Source organism: Thermincola ferriacetica (assembly GCF_001263415.1).
In the GTDB taxonomy this organism is placed as follows: domain Bacteria; phylum Bacillota; class Thermincolia; order Thermincolales; family Thermincolaceae; genus Thermincola; species Thermincola ferriacetica.
Window position 1 is genome coordinate 1 of the sequence record NZ_LGTE01000024.1, and the last position, 16,489, is coordinate 16,489.

Annotated in this window: 16 protein-coding genes; all 16 read left to right on the plus strand. The window is 39.3% G+C overall.

Annotated features, from left to right (window positions below):
* Positions 1 to 241, plus strand: a 241-nt coding sequence (locus tag Tfer_RS16620; RefSeq protein WP_160315566.1) for a hypothetical protein, incomplete at its 5' end; no start/stop codon positions are given.
* Complete coding sequence (locus Tfer_RS12875; protein WP_052218748.1) at positions 226 to 669, plus strand: hypothetical protein; 444 nt, start codon at positions 226 to 228, stop codon at positions 667 to 669. The genes Tfer_RS16620 and Tfer_RS12875, both read left to right, overlap by 16 nt.
* Complete coding sequence (locus Tfer_RS12880; RefSeq protein WP_052218749.1) at positions 666 to 1,040, plus strand: DUF7715 family protein; 375 nt, start codon at positions 666 to 668, stop codon at positions 1,038 to 1,040. Before Tfer_RS12875 ends, Tfer_RS12880 begins: the two co-directional genes overlap by 4 nt.
* Positions 1,041 to 1,394: 354 nt before the next feature.
* On the plus strand, positions 1,395 to 2,537 hold the full coding sequence (locus Tfer_RS12885; RefSeq protein ID WP_052218750.1) for a hypothetical protein: 1,143 nt from the start codon (positions 1,395 to 1,397) through the stop codon (positions 2,535 to 2,537).
* Between the two features lie 15 nt (positions 2,538 to 2,552).
* Positions 2,553 to 4,664: an ATP-binding protein gene (locus Tfer_RS12890; protein ID WP_052218751.1), complete on the plus strand. Its 2,112-nt coding sequence runs from the start codon at positions 2,553 to 2,555 to the stop codon at positions 4,662 to 4,664.
* Entirely contained in the window at positions 4,651 to 5,760 is a 1,110-nt protein-coding gene (locus Tfer_RS12895; protein WP_200901039.1) for a DNA methyltransferase, read from the plus strand. Before Tfer_RS12890 ends, Tfer_RS12895 begins: the two co-directional genes overlap by 14 nt.
* Positions 5,761 to 5,971: 211 nt before the next feature.
* On the plus strand, positions 5,972 to 6,541 hold the full coding sequence (locus tag Tfer_RS12900) for a site-specific integrase (protein ID WP_200901040.1): 570 nt from the start codon (positions 5,972 to 5,974) through the stop codon (positions 6,539 to 6,541).
* A 52-nt stretch (positions 6,542 to 6,593) separates the two neighbouring features.
* Positions 6,594 to 8,510 (plus strand): HsdM family class I SAM-dependent methyltransferase, encoded by a 1,917-nt coding sequence (locus tag Tfer_RS12905; RefSeq protein WP_052218752.1) that lies wholly within the window; start codon positions 6,594 to 6,596, stop codon positions 8,508 to 8,510.
* A complete protein-coding gene (locus tag Tfer_RS12910; protein WP_052218753.1) occupies positions 8,503 to 9,567 on the plus strand; it encodes a restriction endonuclease subunit S in 1,065 nt (354 codons plus the stop codon). The genes Tfer_RS12905 and Tfer_RS12910 overlap by 8 nt, the downstream gene beginning before the upstream one ends.
* A 57-nt stretch (positions 9,568 to 9,624) precedes the next feature.
* The gene (locus Tfer_RS17330; RefSeq protein ID WP_052218754.1) at positions 9,625 to 9,807 is read left to right on the plus strand and encodes a ComF family protein; all 183 of its coding nucleotides are present in this window, start codon (positions 9,625 to 9,627) and stop codon (positions 9,805 to 9,807) included.
* A gap of 94 nt (positions 9,808 to 9,901) precedes the next feature.
* Positions 9,902 to 11,149 (plus strand): MBL fold metallo-hydrolase, encoded by a 1,248-nt coding sequence (locus Tfer_RS12920; protein ID WP_152909056.1) that lies wholly within the window; start codon positions 9,902 to 9,904, stop codon positions 11,147 to 11,149.
* An 11-nt stretch (positions 11,150 to 11,160) separates the two neighbouring features.
* The gene (locus tag Tfer_RS12925) at positions 11,161 to 11,376 is read left to right on the plus strand and encodes a DUF3006 domain-containing protein (RefSeq protein WP_242843598.1); all 216 of its coding nucleotides are present in this window, start codon (positions 11,161 to 11,163) and stop codon (positions 11,374 to 11,376) included.
* A gap of 294 nt (positions 11,377 to 11,670) precedes the next feature.
* Positions 11,671 to 13,077 (plus strand): DUF3696 domain-containing protein, encoded by a 1,407-nt coding sequence (locus tag Tfer_RS12930; RefSeq protein WP_052218757.1) that lies wholly within the window; start codon positions 11,671 to 11,673, stop codon positions 13,075 to 13,077.
* A complete protein-coding gene (locus Tfer_RS12935) occupies positions 13,071 to 14,114 on the plus strand; it encodes a hypothetical protein (protein ID WP_052218758.1) in 1,044 nt (347 codons plus the stop codon). Before Tfer_RS12930 ends, Tfer_RS12935 begins: the two co-directional genes overlap by 7 nt.
* Positions 14,115 to 14,555: 441 nt before the next feature.
* The gene (locus Tfer_RS12940) at positions 14,556 to 15,326 is read left to right on the plus strand and encodes a trypsin-like peptidase domain-containing protein (protein WP_052218759.1); all 771 of its coding nucleotides are present in this window, start codon (positions 14,556 to 14,558) and stop codon (positions 15,324 to 15,326) included.
* A gap of 81 nt (positions 15,327 to 15,407) precedes the next feature.
* The gene (locus Tfer_RS12945; protein ID WP_052218760.1) at positions 15,408 to 16,322 is read left to right on the plus strand and encodes a restriction endonuclease; all 915 of its coding nucleotides are present in this window, start codon (positions 15,408 to 15,410) and stop codon (positions 16,320 to 16,322) included.
* Positions 16,323 to 16,489 lie beyond the last annotated feature (167 nt).

Here is a 16,489-nt window from a genome sequence, read left to right on the forward strand (position 1 = left end):
GCAGCCGGCCAATGCCAACCGTTATCTTGTCAACAGGGCTGGCGTAAGGTTCCGGAAATACGACCTGGTGGTCTACCGCAGCAAAGCCGGCAGGGTGGTCAAGGGGTATATCAATACCCTGTTCAGCCGCGGCGCGGTGCGTATAACCGACTACAGCGGCAAGGAACTGTATGCTGGTGCCAGTATCAACAAACTGAAGAAACTTCAAAACACGGATACTTTGATATGGGAGGTGGCCTGACGGCGCTTCCTCCCACGGTACGAGACCGTGGGTTCCCGCGCCGTCGGATTTTTATGGAAAGTATAGGCATAGTTAAAGTTGACGAAAACGACCCGCGCTTGGCGGAATTGATGAAAGACCTGGACGCATTGGGTGCGCAGGTCAGCAGCGGCAACAAGCCTGCTGCTTCAAAGTTAGCGGACGAGATAGCTGAACGCCTGAATGTTCTGCCTGTTCTGGTCGTCCAGGCAGGGTTCAGGCAGTGTATGCTGGGCAAGCGCCCGGAAGCTGCCGTATATCTTCTGGGGCTGAGCGACATGGCCAAAGCGATGTTTGAACAGCTTGCGGCTGATCCGGACTGTGGTCCTGGCGAAGCAATGGGGGTCATACTGGCCCTGATGCAGGAAATTGCCCGGCAGAACAGCATTGGAAAGGTGGGTGTGGTATGAAAATTCTTGTTGCCACCACAGAAACCCAGGGTCAGCGCAAAAGCGATTTTTGCTTCGTCCCGGAAGGGGAAATTGTCACGTTCGGTTTTGAATGTGACAGTGACAAAGACAATATAGACGGCGGTTGTGGTTGCCGCAGGTCGATGGTTGGCATCGACTGTCTTAGGGCAACCACAACCTGCAAGGTTGCCGATGTTCGGCTAACTAAAAGACAGTATATACAGAAAATCCAGGCCAGCCTGAACAAGAGCGGGTTTGGCCGGATAATCGACACGAAGAAAGAAGCAGAAGAACTGCTTCGCATTGCAAACTGCTTCCCTGTCGGGGCGGTGGTTGAAAAACGGGGCAGTGTTTTTCAGGTCAGAAAATAACATTTTAAACCCCCTCAAAGTTGTTTTGAGGGGGTTTAAAAATGCCGTTTTTTAATACAACACAACCATATAAATTGCTATAATATGTTGTATAAAAAGCCCCTGTTTTTTGAACTACCAACGCCAAAAATCCAACAACCCTTACAGCGGCAAGGGATAGCGGCTGTTTTGCCAATACAACAAAATTTATATTATGTTGTATTGGCAAGCAGGAAAAATGAGGAGAAATGTAGAAGAAAATATTGGTAAAAAGATAATTATTTGTACAATGCGTCGAAAAAAACTCCTTTTTTTGAATACCGTTAAACCGATTTGTGAAATGGTTTTAACGTGCGGTTTTGGGGAAGTGAAATCGTGTTAGATAGCCAAAATTTATCACAACTAAGAAAGCTTATGAGCAAATGTATGGAGAATGACATGGTTCTTCTTGATACACTTAGGAGAGAAATTAGTGTATTAAATGGAGAAGTGCGTAGAATTGTTCCGAGAAATTCTACATCTATTTCCCTTGTTGGCACAGATGGAGGAAATAACAAGTTGAAATTCGATCCTTTTTTTGTTCAAGTGATAAGGGTTGTTGATTCAAGTAACAACGAATATTATATGGACGTTATTACACCTACAACTAAAGTTGAAGAACTTAACCGGAGAATTTTTGAAGATAATGAAAGCAAACTTAATTCATTGAAAAAGATGATGGAGTATCTTGGAGTTGACAATATTACGAAGCTAAGTCCAATGATAAAATATAACTCGCCGGATAAGCCTATTAGCCCTAGTTGGGTCCAAGTTTATAGGGAACTGGTTGAATGGGCAACGCTTTTTGCGGTAGTCCGAGAGAAAGATTTTGGGACTGATACCTTAATTCTTTTTGACGGGCTGCTAAGAAGTAAGGTTTTTGCGGGTGATTTATTTGCTAAATATAGAAGAGGCTTAGAAGAGGGCATACAGAAGCAGTTTGAACGAAATCGCAGGAGAATTTACATTGCCGGACTTGCCAAGCATAGTAAGGTACTGGAAAGATATCGTTTGGCTATGCACATTGAGAATATAATGACAGTTAATTATCCTTGTTACGTTGAAATTCCGAGAAGTATTGAAGAGAAAGCATACGTTTGGTCAGAATATGCTAGGGGCGATGATATTATTAGTGAAGGGACGGAAGTTAATAAGTTTGTTGCTGGCAAAATGTTTTTTGTAAAGTTTGGATCTGGGAAACAAGATCCGGTATGGGCTGTAGATATTTTGTTAAGTCAGGCGAGAGAAGCTCAGCAGATTATTGGGTGTTTGTTAGCTGATGCAGTAAACGGCTTTCCTATTCCGTTCTATCCCTTGAGTCTTCAGAAGGCCCATGAAAACGCTGCATTAATTGATTTTGATATGAATATTATTCAAGACGAGATATTGAACGCTTTAAGGATATCACTTGGGCCTGATTCCGATAAAATTGATATTTTTAGGTTTGTAGACACAGATCCATCGATTAACAGATATTGAGAGGGATGAAGCACAATGCCAATTGACAATCTTTTTCCGAGAGAACAAATTGTAGGTGTTTTTAGAGGGTTTACCGAAGGTGGCATGGAATTTCATGCAGATTTGGTTTTACCATACAGAAACGATTTTCAGAATATACCAATGCATGGACAGTTTTTGCTTGTACAGCTTGAATCTCCAGAAGAGGCAGTTTTAGGTCGTATAACTTCGGTTTCTTCCGAAGGCAAGCTTTCTTCAGGTGTTGGTGAGGATTATAACCTTAGAGCTATAAGGGATAATAGGCCTATTCCTGAAGATTTAAGGGAGCAATATTTGAAGTATAAAATTAACATCCGTGTTCTTGGAAGTTTAAGGTTAGTGAATGGGACAATTGTTTTTGTGCCTTCTCACAGACGAATTCCACATGTGGGTAGTCCCGTTGCTTTTCCGTCTAATGAGGTACTTAAAGAGATTGCTGGACATAATGAGACGGGTGCTGAACTCGGTTTTTTTGCACTCGGAGAATATATATATGCGGGTGATAATACGCAATTCAGGGATAGTAAAAAAGATTGGATGCAAGTCAAACACCCTGAAATATCAGTTAAATTTCCTGTTGAAAATTTAGTTTCTCGTAGGTCATTTATATTTGCTCGCGCTGGTTTTGGAAAGTCAAACCTCAACAAACTTTTATTCAGCAGACTCTATAGAAGTACACCAACAGTTGAAAAAAGAGGCGGCAGAAAAGTACCGGTAGGAACTATTATCTTTGATCGAGATGGCGAGTATTTTTGGCCAGATGATAAAGGCCGTCCGGGACTTTGCGATGTACCAGAACTGAGGGATAACATTGTAGTGTTTACATCCAGACAGGCTCCAAGTAAATTTTATGGTTCATTTGTAGCCGGAGGAATACGGCTTGACATACGAAGATTTAGACCTTCAGATATTATTTCTATTGCCTTATCTCAAGAAAAACAAGACCAACAAAATGTCAGAAAACTTAAAGGACTCAATCAAGACAATTGGGAAAGACTTGTTAACCTTATTTACAGACAAAAAAATGAAGCTGATTTGAGTGAAATAAAGAAATTTCTCAATCTTGACAACCAACAGGACGCGGAAGCGCTTGCTGCAAGGGCAAACATGACAACAATTGTAAATGCCCTGCACGACCCGAGTAGCCAGTTTGTGGATATGCTGTTTATGGCTCTGGCAGATGGGAAACTTTGTATTGTAGATATTTCACAGCTCAGGGGCGAGCAGGCTTTGATTCTTAGCGGTATTATACTGAGAAGGATTTTTGACAGGAACCAAGAAGAGTTTACATCTGCCGAACCGAAAACGATACCAACCATAGCAGTTATTGAGGAGGCACAATCAGTTTTAGTGCCCGGAGTTTCTGCTACTGAGCCGTATATTGCATGGGTGAAGGAAGGTCGTAAATATGACTTGGGAGCATTACTTATAACACAGCAGCCAGGAAGCATTCCTTCAGACATACTCAGCCAGGGAGATAATTGGTTTATATTTCACTTACTTTCAGCAGTAGACCTGCAGAATGTAAAAAAAGCCAATGCTCACTTTAGTGATGATATTTTGAGTGCATTGTTAAACGAACCTATTGTTGGGCAAGGTGTATTTTGGAGTTCTGTTAGTGGGAAGCCGTATCCAATATCTGTAAGGGTTATGTCTTTTGAATCCGAAGTAACCACAATTGATAAAAATTACGATAAAGATGAAATTGAAACTTATGCAAATCATCTAAAGAAAAAATTTGCGAAAGCTTTACAGGAAAGTATGGAATCTTCAAATAGAGTTACCTATGAGGATAGTGAAGATGTTGAAGTGGTGATTGACAATCAAGAAATTTATAAAAATGCTGTAATCAATAATCTTAAAATTAAAACAGAGTTTATTGAAAAAGTTAGAAAAGGTATTCCATGGCGCGCAGTTGTGTCAGAGATTGAGAATGAGTTACCAGATATTATTGACAATAAGAATAATTTTGCCTATAACATGGTTTCAAGATGCCTTGATGAAATATTTGGTAAAGAAAACTTTGGTTGGCATACATATAGGAACGATAAAAATATTTTATATGTTAAGGCTTTAGAAAACTTAGGTGATGTTAATGGGGATAACTAATCTTAATGCAATATGCCCTTACTTTACTATGTTCCCTTTAGATTTCCCGTTGAGCATTTTGGAACAATATGGTGAAGGGGCTCAATGGGTATTAGACCCTTTTTGTGGCAGAGGAACAACAAATTTTGCTGCCAGATTACATAATTGTCCTTCAATAGGAATTGACAGCAGCCCTGTTGCAGTTGCTTTGACAGAGGCAAAGCTTGTAAATACAACCGTAACTCAAATAATGCGGACAGCAGATAAAATTTTATCTAAGGATATAATTCCCGATATCCCTCAAGGTGAGTTTTGGGAACATGCTTTTGATTATGAAGTGCTCTCTAACATATGCAAAATACGAGAAGCGTTAGTGAAAAGCTGTGATTCTGAAGCAAGAATTGCTCTGCGGGCAATAATGCTTGGTGCGTTACATGGCCCGCAGTCTATTAATAGTCCATCATATTTTTCAAATCAATGTCCGCGTACTTATGCACCAAAACCGGCTTACGCCGTTAGGTTTTGGAAAGAAAGAAACTTTAAGCCTCTAAAAGTGGATATATTAAGTATCATAAAAAAAAGAGCCGAGAGGTATTATGGGCAGGAGTTGCCTAATGGTTATGGGTTTGTGATTAAAGGTGATAGTACGACTGGTCGGGTTTTTGCGAGAGTGAAAAGAGTTTTAGATAAACATAATGCCAAAGTATCAATGATTATTACTTCCCCGCCTTATTACGGCATGAAGACATATATTGCCGACCAGTGGATTAGAAACTGGTTTTTAGGTGGGCCAGATGTTGTTGATTATTCTACTAACGGGCAGATCAAACACTCCGGTAAAGAAGTGTTTATAAAAGAACTAAGAAAAGTTTGGAATAATACAGCAGAAATAAGTAGTCGAAATGCTATTTTGGCTATTAGGTTTGGTAGCATCAATGATCGCAAAGTTAATCCTGAGGACGTGATTAAAGATTCATTAAGTGGAACATTATGGGAAATTAAAGAGATTAGGTCTGCAGGGTTTGCTAAAAAAGGCCGACGGCAAGCTGATACTTTTGCGGAAAAAAATAAAGAACAGATTGAAGAAATTGACATTATAGCTGTTAAACGTGGATGAGTCGTTGTACCACGTCTAAAGACGTTGAGTTTCCGGCTACTGCGATCGGAAACCAATGTTTCAAGAAGTAAAAATCACTTGTTTTTGTTATATGTAGGAAATAGTTCCAATTTTGAGTGGTAGCTAAAATGCTAACATGCAATATATAACGTTTTTGGAGTTTGTGTAAATTTAGTCACTAAAAGCAGGTTTCAAGAAAGGGGGACCCTTTTTGAACACCGTTGAACCGATCCGCGACAGGCGGAAAATCGAAACGATGAAGAAACTGCTCAAAGCAACTAGCAAAAGGGACTACTTGCTTTTTGTCCTGGGCATAAACACCGGCCTGCGCATATCCGACCTTTTAAAGCTCAAAGTGGAGGACGTGGCCAGCGGCAACGGCAAAAGGATAAAGGACTGCGTGTATATCCGCGAGAAAAAGACGGACAAGCCGAAAAAATTTGGCTTAAATAAATCCTGCCAGGATGCGATCAGGGAATACCTGGCCGAATCCGGCCTTAAGCCCGGACAGTATTTGTTCAAGAGCCGGAAGGGCGAACACCCTATTGACCGTATTCAGGCATACAGAGTAATAAACAACGCTGCCAGGCAGGTAGGGCTGGAGGATCATATCGGTACGCATACCCTGCGGAAAACCTTCGGTTACCATGCCAGGAAGCAGGGGACGTCTATAGAGCTTCTTCAGAAGGTGTTTAACCATTCTGCACCGTCGATTACCATGCGGTATATCGGGATTACGCAGGATGAGATTGATGAGGTTTACAGTTTTGTGAATTTGTAGGAGCGAGCAACAAGGAGATATTAAAAGATTATTGAGGGAGGGGAGAATATTTATGGAGAAGAGAAATACCGAGTATTTTGTAAGAAAAATGTTGGAACAAAAGGGATATAAACATCCCAATGAAGCAAATCAGGATGACCCTGTTTTCGAAGAGCAAAAATCAGAAAAACATAAAATTGCCGAAAGATTATCCAAAGCAAGCAAAAACGGCACAGGCGCTCCAGGAGAACCGGAATTTATCTGTTCTAAGATGAACAGTGACATAGTAATTGTTATTGAATGCAAAAAAGAATTATCCAAACTTAAAAGCAGTGACTTTAGCAACCAATCGAATATTAAAAATTACGCCGTTGATGGCTCTTTATGGTACGGGAAATTTTTGTCCGATGTCTTTCATGTTTTTTGCATAGGAGTAGCCGGAACACAAGAAAACAATCTTGATATAGAAACTTATTATATTGCAAAAGGTAGTAAAAAACATGAGTTTTTTGGTACAGAAATTCTATCATTTGCTGATTATGAAGCATTTCTAAAAGAAGAAGAACTAAGAGAAACTATTGACGAAGAAAAGCTGAAAAAAATTGCCAATGAATTAAACAATTTAATGCGAGATGAGTTTAAATTAAGTGAAGATCAGAAACCACTTTTAATCAGTGCCATTTTTTTGGCTCTTAAAGATGGTAATTTTAGAGCATCATATCGAAATATGCAAAATTCTTTAGGTTTAGCTACACTTATTGATACAACAGTGTCAAATATGATTTTAAAAGATGAAATTGAACAGACCAAAAGGAATGCTCTACTTTCAAAATATGCTTTTTTAAGAACAACTACTAGGCTAATATCAGAAACTCATTGGGATGTTAATGATATAAGGCCTGAAACGGCTCCGTTATTATACATGGTTAATAAACTTGAATCTGAATGCTTCAGGTTTATTGAAAATAATGAGACAACCCTTGATATTATCGGGATTTTTTATTCGAATTTTTTGAAATACACTTCTTCTGATGGAAAAGGGTTGGGTATAGTATTGACTCCTCAACATATCACTGAATTATTTTGTAACCTTGCCAATGATGGTAGAGGGTTAGATCCTGAAAAGGATATTGTTTTAGACCCTTGTGCCGGTACAGGTGGTTTCCTTGTTAGTGCGATGCACCAAATGATAACCAAAGCCAAAAATAATCATACTATTATTGAAGATATTAAGAAAAACCGGATTCGAGGTATTGAGTCAAACGACAAAATGTTTGCATTATTAAGTGCAAACATGATTGTTCGTGGTGACGGAAGAAGCGGAATACAATATGGAGATTGTTTTGATCAGGCTATCAAACAAAAAGTTATTTCCAAGGGAAAGCCTACTGTTGGCTTTATGAACCCTCCTTATAGCCAAAAAAAGAGCGATGAATCAGAATACCACTTCATAGAAAATATGCTTGATTTACTTGAACAAGGAGGTAGTGGAATTGTTATTGTGCCACTCAGTAAAGCCTGTTCCCTGCAAAAGCAAGACGTCGAATATAAAAAATCTATATTAAAAAAACATACATTAAAGGCAGTTATGAAAATGAATGTGCAGCTATTCGGAGAAAATGCATCATCGCACACCTGCATTATGGTGTTTGAAGCACATAGGCCTCATCAAAAACAAGTATCTCCTGTATGGCTGGCTAATTGGAGTGATGATGGTTTTGAAGTACTAATGCATAGGGGTCGGGTGATGGTACGTGATTGGAAAGAAATTCAGAATCAATGGTTAAAGGATTTTAGGACTAAAATTGTTAAACCCGGATATTCTACGATAGCTTATTTAGACGAAAACGATGAATGGATTGTTGATGCCCATATCGAAACGGATTATTCAAATCTGACGATAAATGATTTTGTACAAAATATTCAAAACTATTTAGCTTTTCAAATTCAGTATCCTTTGCTGTTCGGTGGTGAAGAAGTTAATGAGTAGTTTAAGTAATCCTATTGACACTTCTACATGGGAATGGTGGAAAATAAAAGATCTGTTTAAGATAGAGCGTGGCAAGGGAATTGTTAAGCAAAACAGAATCAACGGTAATATTCCTTACATTAGCGCAAAAAACAATAACAATGGTTTAGAACAGTTAATTTGCGTTAACGATAAGATTTATAAAAATGTATTGGGTTGGGTTAATGATGGTAATGGAGGCGTAGGTTACTGTTTCTATCATCCTTACACTTTTAGACCATCAAACCACATTACTGTCCTTATCCCAAAGAATTTTCAGCTTAATGAATTAACAGGTTTATTTTTCGCTACAATAATAACCTTAGAAAAAGATAAGCACTCAAGAGGATTTTCAATAAACAACTATCGAGCTGAAAATACAAAAATAAAATTACCCACAACCATAATCAACCAAGAAAGACATGTCGATTTTGAATGGATAGAAAACTTTATGAAAAATATTCAGCAAAAATATTTAATCAATCATATAAACAAAACAGGACAAGTAATAGCAGACTATAAAAAATCTAAAAGCAATTTGGGGCAAAAAATTGACACATCTCATTGGAAATGGTTTAAAATTGCAGACCTTTTCGAATTAGAAAAGGGTAAATGCGGAAATGCACGAGCATTACTTCAAGACGGAAATGAGATACCATACATAGGTGCCAAAAAGTCAAATAATGGCTTAATGAGAATGGTAAAGCGGAGGGAAAATTTAGTAACAGCAGGAAATAGCATTGTATTTATTAGTGATGGGCAGGGGTCTGTTGGTTATGCTTTATATCAACCAAAAGATTTTATTGGTTCTACGACACTCACGATAGGTAGAAATCCAAACCTCAATGTATATAATGGTTTATTTCTTGTAAGTATATTAGATAAAGAAAGGCCTAAATATTCTTACGGCAGAAAATACAGCCTAGAGAAAATAAAAGAAACATTAATAAAACTTCCGGCAACTGCTGATGGCAACCCCGATTGGTGCTACATGGAAAACTACACAAAAGGACTATTATTTTCTAAATATATCAGTTAAGTTGCTTGGTATACAGCTAGGCTTATCGCCTAATCTATCTGGAGAGTGTAAAATAATTTGTTTCCATTTCTACTGACTCGGAAAGAAAAAAAGAAGCAGCGATCTATTTTGCTCATAGATGATGTTATTACAACAGGAAGCACACTACAAGAAGTTGGGAAACAGCTTAAAATATGTGGCGCAGATAAAATATTTGGTATAGCACTTGCCCATACTGAGGCTTCTTTTATTTACGGGTAATTATGGCGTTGCATTGTCGAACAATGTCGCAATTTTTGTCAAGGAAAAAGCTGGAACATGTCGAATACCTCCGTTAAGGAGGTGTTTTTTGTTTATGGCCATGCGAAAAAAACAGGGTCCAGGATGCCTTGCCCTGATTTTCTTCTTTTTAATCATAGGGGCCATCGGATCATGTCTTGGCGGCGGTAACCAAACGGAGAATAAAATAACGACAGCGCCTGCAACTCAAATAACTCAAAGCGTTTACCAAAGCGCGTACAACACAACCGAATCGCCAAAAGACGCCACCTCAGATGTAAACAACACCGGAACCGGCCAGCAAACACCTGTTGTTAATACCGGTGGTAAACTCAAGGTGCATTTTATCAATGTCGGCCAGGGTGACAGCATATTGATACAGACGCCTGGCGGGAAAAACCTTTTAATAGACGCCGGGCCGAATTCCGCCGAGTCAACTGTTGAGAGCTATCTGCAGGCCCAGGGTGTGAAAAAACTGGACGTGGTTGTAGGCACTCACCCCCACGAAGACCATATCGGCGGACTTGATGGAGTGATCCGATCCTTTGACATAGGCAAAATCTATCTGCCGAAAGCCTCTCATACGACCGAGGCTTACGCCAGTTTACTCCAGTCTATTAAAAATAAGGGGTTGAAAGTCAGCACGGCAGCCGCAGGCGTTGTGCTGGATTTAGGTCCCGGGATTGAGGCGAAATTTCTGGCCCCCAACGGGACAGGCTACCGGGACTTAAACGATTACAGCGCAGTAATAGAACTGAAGTATGGCAAAAATTCTTTCCTTTTTGAAGGCGACGCGGAAACTGTTTCGGAGCATCAAATGCTTGCAGCCGGTTACAACCTGGATGTGGATGTTCTGAAGGTCGGTCACCACGGAAGCCGGTCCTCCAGTTCATCATCTTTTCTCCGCGCCGTCACCCCGAAATATGCCGTTATCAGCGTGGGGGCCGGCAACTCATACGGCCACCCGGCATACGAGACTGTGGCTGCCCTGGCGAATGCCGGCGCAAAAATATACCGGACAGACGAAGCCGGGACTATTGTTGCGGTGTCCGATGGTACTAACTTTACCATTGACAAGAACGCAAGCGCCATTCAACCGCGCGCACCAAACAGCGGTTCTGGTAGCGGTTACGTCGGAGGTGCAGGCCCGGGTCCCCGGCCCGAACCGCAGAGCGGTGACTATTATATAGGAAACCGCAACACTCATAAATTTCATCTGCCCTCGTGTTCATACTTACCCAACCCGGAAAACCAGGTTATTTTTAAAACCAGGGAAGCGGCCATCAGTGCCGGTTATGTGCCGTGCAAAAAATGCTATCCGTAGGAGGGGGAACTGTGCAGAAAGGAATAATAGATCGGTTTGAAGGCGATTTTGCCCTTATAGAGATAAACGGAGAGATCCATGACTATCCCCGGCATTTGCTTCCGGCAGATGCCAGGGAAGGGGATGCTGTAATTATAGAAGGAAACAGGATCAGCATTGACCGAAAAGCTACGGCTGAACTGAGAAAGAGGATTGAGGAATTAATGGAAGATGTATGGGAGGATTGAAGGTGGTAAGGCTGTAGCATACAGTATTAGTTTACTGTATAGGACGGGGTTAGCACTGAATTATAACTCAGTTGGCCAAGTACAATGTAGGAAGCCATTTACCTCTGACGATTGAAAATGTCAGTTTTAGGGATTAGCAAGGTTTGTACTATGTAATGCTTAAAATGGATGTTTGCAAATAATAAGCGAAAAAAGTTCGTTTAGGGCAGTGGTAGGCGAAATAGCCCCCTGACTAAAACTATGGCAAAGTGCGTTTTGCTTTAATTATAATTTTAGATTAAGGAGGAAGTTTTAGTGAATAGTTTTCGATTGAAGAATATAAAAGGGTTTATTGATACCGGAAAACTTGAGATAAAGCCCATCACAATTATGATTGGAGAAAACAGTTCAGGGAAAAGTAGTATAGTTAGGTTCCCACTAGTATTGAGGCAAACCTTTTTGGATGCATCAATGGCCCCACTTTTGTTATATGGAAAGTCTATAGATTACGGCAACTTCGAGGACGTAGTTTTTGGCCATGATAAAAAGCAACCAATTGAGTTTGAAATTTCTATTGATGTTAGAGATTTACTCATGATTGTTCCACCATTTTACGAGGAAAAGATTAAAAACTATTTATGTGGAGAGCTAATTATAAACGTAACGATTTCATATTCCGGAAAAGCTTTAAGGGTTGATAAATTCTGTATCTATAGCTCGGATTCAGAACGACCAGTATTAAGTGTTGAAAATATTGAAGAGAACGAACAAATAAAGATTACCTTCAAAGATAGACGATACAAATATGAGATATCTAAAAAAGAGTTTGGATTCGAAAAGTTCATTCCTGACTTCCGATCTATACGCGTCATCGGAAGTAAAATAAAAAGCAAGAATAAAAAAGAAAGCTTAGACTTCTTATATGCGTTGTTTACTGCTTTGAATTTTTATTTCAATAGTTTCGCGAATAAAATCTTTTATATTGGACCGTTCAGAAAAACACCAGAAAGATTTTATAGGTATATTGAAAACGCAGTTAATTACGTAGGAAGAGACGGGGAGTTTGCTTCTGTTATCCTTGGACAGAATTTAAGAACTAACCAAACATTAATTGAAGATGTTTCAAATTGGTTAGAAAAGAATTTAGATTTTACCCTTGAAGTGGAAGATTTAAAGGGTGACTTATTTAGGATAATGATAAAGGACAAGAAAACCAATGCAAAAAACAATATTATTGATGTAGGGCATGGCTTGTCTCAATTACTTCCAATTGTTGTTCAAACTTTCATGAAAACTCCAAATGAAAATTATTCCCTTTTCTACAATAGAATGCCACTATACAATTTACATATCATTGAGCAACCGGAGCTTCATTTGCATCCAGCTGGACAAGCAAGTCTAGCGGACTTATTTGTAGGAGCGGTTAATCGAAAAGCAAAAAGCAAAGATTATTTTCTAATTGAGACTCATAGTGAACATATGTTGTTGAGATTGCGGCGATATGTTGTAGAAGAGCGAATTTCTCCCAAAAATATCGCAATCTATTACTCGGAAAAGAATTCTAAACATGGGAGCTTAGATATAAGAAGGCTTGAAATATCAGAAGAAGGTAAAATAAAGGGATGGCCGGAAGGATTTTTCTCACAAGACTATATTGAAACAATTGCAATGCAGGACGCTCTAAGAAAAAAGACTTTGGGGGGGGAGTCTCCCCTATGGTAGTATACATCCCAGACGAATTGTTGATTAAGGCAAATGATAATGAAGAGATTGGACAGGTACTAAAGTTGATGTTTGTATTGTTTGAGTGCGGTAAACATAAGTGGTATTTGAAGAAGAACGATGTTAGGTTGTTTCATAAATCACCATGTTTACAAAGCTATCGCGAATTTATAGAAAAGTATGTTGTAGAACATGTTGCGTATGAAAAAAATGATGAACATTATCTAGTTCGGTTAAGTATAGAATCGTATATTAAAGAAAAAATGGATATTCTTACTCAAAACCCTGATATAGAAGTTAAAAAATACTTAGATGGAAAGCGAGCAATTGCTAAATATGATGGAAATATTCACGATTTTGTGGATATCGAACTTGCTGAATCGTTTTTGGGACAACCGTTGAAAATCGTTGTAGAAAACGTCGAGTCTGATGCTCTTTTCATTACCACATGCCTTTCAAAGATAGCTAAGATTGATCCTTCCGATCTTTGGATTGAATTTGTTCATGGGGGAGGCAGTGATATACCTAAGGTACTTAAAAACTTTGCTGGAAAAGTACGTGTTGTATGTATTATTGATTGTGATAAAAACTCTCCTGAAGAAATTTCAGCGGATAAAAAAGTTTTTTGTAAACAACTACAAAAAATTTGCGATAATTTTGGATATATTCTTCATATTCTTAACAAACGTGAAATGGAAAACTATATTCCAGATTCAGCTTTAAAGAAATATTTAAATGCTACTAATAGATGCTGTGATGACTACGACTATTTTGGATTAGATGATATACAAAAGGATTATTTTGATATGAAAAAAGGACTTCATAAAAAATGTATGAACTTACCAATTTGGAAGAGTATCCACTCTTCAGAAAAAGAGATTGCGGCAACTACCACTGTACAAAGTCTTAACCTGTTTGGTTTTGGCGATAATGTTTGGAAAGCTTTTGAATATGTAGAATCGGAATCAGAACTAAAGAGTAGAGATTTAATTAATGAATTAGATGAAATAGTATCTAAAATTTTTCAGCTTTTATAAGGTAGTTAGGGGGCTACATCGCCTAACAACAGCCAAAAAGGCTCCGCTGCGCTCCGACCTAACTTGCCCTGTCCTAGGCTGTAACGGTTTTTGCAATTACCTGGAAAAAATCACACCACCAAGCAGGTGAGGCTAGGGCTACTGCAATAACCCGCCCCGCCGCTCATTTGGTACCACTGGACAGGTGGCACACTGGGAAAAGGCAGCCGGGTGCCTGGCCAATTGGCTGTTCCTACTCAACAAAGCAATAAAGCCGACTCAATTGAGCGGCTCCGCAGATTGGCCGAGTGACGGTGTTCTCCACGACAATTTTGGTGTCGCAATTTTTGTGGACCAGGTGCAAAAATCGCGCCAGCCATGCGGTCGGGTCAAGTTTGTTTCCAGCCAATGCGTTGGGCGAAATTCGCTACTGGGAAATTATTTTTAGAAAGGAAAATTTTAATGAACAATGAGGAAGCTAGGAAAATCGACCTGTTAAGCGTGGTTAGTTTATATTTAGAACCTCAAGTAAATAACAATATTTTAGGATCAGCAACGGGGTTCGTAGTTCAATATGGACAGATGCCTTATCTCATTACAAACTGGCATGTGGTATCCGGGAGAAATCCTAATTCGGGTAAATTATTATCACCTGAAACTGGTGCAACTCCAGATAGTATTAGGATATTTCATCACACTGCCAAATTAGGTGAGTGGATAATAACATCTGAAGCGTTATATGATTCAGACGGTAATCCTAGATGGATTGAACATAAACTTGGCAGAAAAATCGATGTAGTAGCACTACCTCTTAGCGAACTTGACAAAGTAAAACTGTACCCACTTGATTTGAGATTAGCCGAAAGTAAAATTATCCCTCAGCCTGGCATGCCAGCCTCTATCATTGGATACCCTTTTGGATTGTCTAATTTTCTGTGGCCTATTTGGAAAACTGGGCATATTGCTTCAGACCCAGATGTGGATTTTGATGGATGCCCCATTTTTTTAATAGATGCTACAACACGTAGCGGAATGTCTGGGTCACCTGTTGTATTACGACTTACCCATACATATTATTCAAATAACGTTCAAGGTTTAGTTTCAGAGGGAGTTACAACTAAATTTCTTGGTGTTTATTCTGGAAGAATTCACAATGAAGCAGAGATAGGCAAGGTATGGAAACCAAAAGTCATATCAGAAATCTTGACCGGAGCGAAATATCGTCTAACATAAAGCCGTGTTTCCGCATTTGAGCATGAAAAAACACTGGCAAAGGGGGATGACCTTACTAGTGAAAATAATCGAGGTGAAGACATGATTCCAGATTATCAATCCATAATGCTTCCTTTACTTCAGTTAATTTCTGACAACCAAAAACATAAGTTCAGGGACATCGTTGAGAACCTCGCTGTGCATTTCAAACTATCGGAAGATGAAAGAAAGGAACTTTTGCCCAGTGGACAACAGCCAATTTTCGATAATCGAGTAGGATGGGCCAAAACTTATCTAAAAAAAGCTGGTCTCCTCGATACTCCAATGCGTGCAACGATTGTAATTACGCAACGAGGTCTTGATGTCTTAAAACAAAATCCACGGGAAATAAATGTTCGTTTCCTACGTCAATTTCCTGAGTTTGTTGAATTTCAAAGCACCAAACGTGATGCTTTGGAAGAAGTACAGCAACATACAGAAGAAATAATTGCTCAGACCCCTGAAGAGAATCTTGAAAACGCATACCAAAGAATTAGAAAATCGCTAGCCCAAGACCTTTTGAATAAAGTTATTGGGCTTCCCCCTGCTTTTTTTGAGAGGCTTGTTGTTGAATTGCTGGTCAAAATGGGCTACGGTGGGTCAATCAAAGATGCAGGAAAGGCTATTGGTAAAAGCGGAGACGAGGGCATTGATGGTACTATCAAGGAAGATAAACTTGGCCTTGACATTATTTACATTCAAGCCAAACGTTGGCAACCTGGCAATGTAGTTGGTAGACCAGAAATTCAGAAATTCGTCGGAGCACTGGCGGGGCAGGGAGCTAAAAAAGGTGTTTTTATAACAACCTCATCGTTCACAAAAGAAGCAATTGACTATGTGCAGCGGATTAATACAAAGATTGTTCTTATAGATGGCGAATATCTTGCTGATTTGATGATTGATTACGATGTTGGTGTTACAAAGAGTGCTGTTTACGAGATTAAAAAAATTGACAGCGATTATTTTGGTGAGGACTGACATGCTATGTCATCCAATATAACATCATGTATCCTTTATAGTTTAAACATATAAGCAGGACACTGACCCTGCCGGTGTTAAACCAATATTCAATATGCCCAATTACAGAAACATGTGTTGTACGAAACCGTGTTCGCAAAGCGTACAGCAGCGCGGCGTGAGGGTGG